Here is a 237-nt window from a genome sequence, read left to right on the forward strand (position 1 = left end):
CGATCGGCGTGCAGTGTGAGGCAACCCGGTTCGATGTTTTGTCCGGCGACGGTATCGGCAATCAGCATTTCGGCCAGTTCAGCAGTCTCCCGGGGAGCGATCATCCAGCCGACCACGTAGCGGCTAAAGATATCGAGGATCACGTACAGATGGAAGTACGTCCACTTGCCCGGACCCCGTAACTTGGTGATATCCCAGGACCACACTTCATTGGGCTGCACCGCTAACAGCTCCGGG

At 58.2% G+C, this 237-nt stretch carries 1 protein-coding gene; it reads right to left on the minus strand.

The window, feature by feature from the left end; all coding sequences use genetic code 11:
- A partial coding sequence (locus ACRXB1_RS37930; protein ID WP_449494999.1) for a DDE-type integrase/transposase/recombinase occupies positions 1 to 237 on the minus strand: 237 nt, incomplete at both ends.

It is taken from the genome of Caballeronia sp. M23-90 (genome assembly GCF_053574605.1).